Source organism: Eggerthella sp. (assembly GCF_048329335.1).
GTDB classification, from domain to species: Bacteria; Actinomycetota; Coriobacteriia; order Coriobacteriales; family Eggerthellaceae; genus Eggerthella; species Eggerthella lenta.
The window spans coordinates 1-1546 of record NZ_DBFEGU010000155.1; the positions used below are offsets into that span (position 1 = coordinate 1).

General features: G+C 62.9%; 3 protein-coding genes and 1 pseudogene. All 4 read right to left on the reverse strand.

Annotation, left to right across the window (positions count from 1 at the left end; all coding sequences use genetic code 11):
* Window positions 1–455 (reverse strand): annotated as a pseudogene (locus tag ACMO6A_RS05085) (acetate kinase); the annotation flags it as partial.
* Window positions 456–634: 179 nt separating this feature from the next.
* Window positions 635–988, reverse strand: coding sequence for a histidine triad nucleotide-binding protein (locus tag ACMO6A_RS05090; RefSeq protein WP_009307148.1), 354 nt, complete (start codon window positions 986–988; stop codon window positions 635–637).
* A gap of 33 nt (window positions 989–1021) precedes the next feature.
* Window positions 1022–1279, reverse strand: a complete 258-nt coding sequence (xseB, locus tag ACMO6A_RS05095; protein WP_009307149.1) for an exodeoxyribonuclease VII small subunit — start codon at window positions 1277–1279, stop codon at window positions 1022–1024.
* Window positions 1276–1546 (reverse strand): exodeoxyribonuclease VII large subunit (locus ACMO6A_RS05100; RefSeq protein ID WP_418470852.1); only part of this gene is annotated, 271 nt, incomplete at its 5' end. The genes xseB and ACMO6A_RS05100, both read right to left, overlap by 4 nt.

A 1546-nucleotide genomic window follows, 5' to 3' on the forward strand; every position in this document is an offset into this window, starting at 1 on the left:
TGGAAAAACGACGTATCGAACACGGCAACCATCGGCGTGCTCGGCATGTGCTTGAGGCACGCGTTGATGCCCATGAGCGCCGCCTTGTTGTGCAGAGGCGCGAGCTCCGCCAGCTCGTCGATCTTCTGGATGACGTCGTCGTCGATAAGCACCGAGCGATCGAAGTACTTGCCTCCCTGCACGATGCGATGGCCTACCGCATCGATTTCCTCGAGCGAGTCGATGGCCTTCGTCGGCCCGCTCGTCAGCGATTCGAGGACGAGCGCCATCGCATCGTCATGATCGGCCATCTTGGCATCGATGACCTCTTCGTTCTTATCGAGGCCGTGCTTATGGAACGCCTCGGCCGAACCTACCCGCTCGCAGATGCCCTTCGCAAGCAGCTCCTGCTGCTCCACGTTGACCAGCTGGTACTTCAAGGAAGATGACCCCGCATTGATGACTAGTACGTTCAACGACCTGCCTCCTTCGGTATTCCTAAAGCATATATTCTAAGGTGGCGGCGGAAAGCTCCGCGGGCAAACGGAGGCCTGTATCGGCCAGCGGCGCGCCGCTCACCGAAAACAAGCGTCGAGGCCGTCTGCCGGACAACGGCAAGACGACCTCGATCGAAGCGTATTCGCAGGTCAGAATATTACTTCGCCGAAGGATCGCCCGAGTTCATGGGAGCGCCGCCCAGCACGTGCACGTGGATATGATGCACGGACTGCTGCGCATCGTCGTTCGTGTTGACGATCACGCGGTAACCGCTCTCGGCGATGCCCTTGAGCTCGGCGATCTTCTTCACCGTGTTGAACAGATAACCCATCTCGTCGTCGGGGATGCCGTCTCCGATGTTGTCGTAGTGATTCTTCGGCACGATGAGGGTGTGCACGGGCATCTGCGGGTTCACGTCCTCGAACGCGAGCACGCGGTCGTCCTCGTACACCTTCGCCGAGGGGATCTCCCCCGCCACGATCTTGCAGAACAGGCAGTCTTCCTTGCGCATATCCTTCTCCTTCTCGAAAGCCGGTTTTCCCCGCTAGGACAAGCTGGTGTCGCGCGCACCGTCGTCGGCGTCGGCCACGAGCTCGCCCATGAGCACGTCCACTTTCTGCTGAGCCTCAGCCAGACGGCCTTGCAGCGCCGCGAGCAGGGCCACGCCGCGCTCGTAGCTTCTCAGGCTGTCTTCCAGCTCCAGCGAATTGCTTTCCAGCACTCCGACGATGCCGTCCAGCTCGGCCATGGCCTCGCGAAACGTCAGCTCCTCGATGGGCCTGAGTTCGGTGTTCTCCGTCATGATGCATCCTCCCAATCGATGATTTCGGTGTCCACGCGCCTGGCTTGCTCCACCCGGCAGGCGAGCACGCCGTCCGCGACGGCGACGTCCACGGCCGTGCCAGGCGGCGCGGCCTCCACGCTCTTGACCACGGCGCCGTCTTCCGTGCGCGCGACGGCGTAGCCGCGCCCCAGCACGGCAAGCGGCGACAGGTCGTGCAGACGCGCGGCGGCAAGCGCCGCCTGTTGCCCGAAGCGCGGCACGAGAGCGCCGCCGCACGACGCCAGG

Coding starts and splice junctions, on each gene's coding strand:
- xseB (WP_009307149.1), bottom strand. CDS start 1,279: ATGACGGAGAACACCGAACTCAGGCCCATCGAGGAGCTGACGTTTCGC.
- ACMO6A_RS05090 (WP_009307148.1), bottom strand. CDS start 988: ATGCGCAAGGAAGACTGCCTGTTCTGCAAGATCGTGGCGGGGGAGATC.